Below are 266 nucleotides of genomic sequence, written 5' to 3' on the forward strand. Positions count from 1 at the left end.
GGTGCGCACGCCCACCCTGCACCTGGATGTCCTCAAGCTCCAGCTCGACTGGCGCCCCGGCGCCCTGATGGGCCGGCGTTTCGAGGCGGCCACCCTGAGCGCTTCGGAAGTGCGCGTGGCGAGCCAGCCCAGCACCGAACCCGCCACCCTGCCGGCCAGCCTGGTGCTGCCGCTGGCGTTGCAGCTCGACCGGGTGGCCATCGACCGCCTGCGTATCGCCGATCTGGTGGCCGGCCAGCCCGCTGAGCCCAAGCTTGAACTCACCG

The 266-nt window shown here is 72.2% G+C and carries 1 protein-coding gene; it reads left to right on the plus strand.

The window, feature by feature from the left end:
* On the plus strand, positions 1 to 266 hold a 266-nt coding region (locus SB660_RS21190), incomplete at both ends, for a hypothetical protein (protein ID WP_410584363.1).

The sequence above is a fragment of the Bacillus sp. SIMBA_005 genome (genome assembly GCF_046535585.1).
Classification (GTDB): Bacteria; Bacillota; Bacilli; order Bacillales; family Bacillaceae; genus Bacillus; species Bacillus pumilus.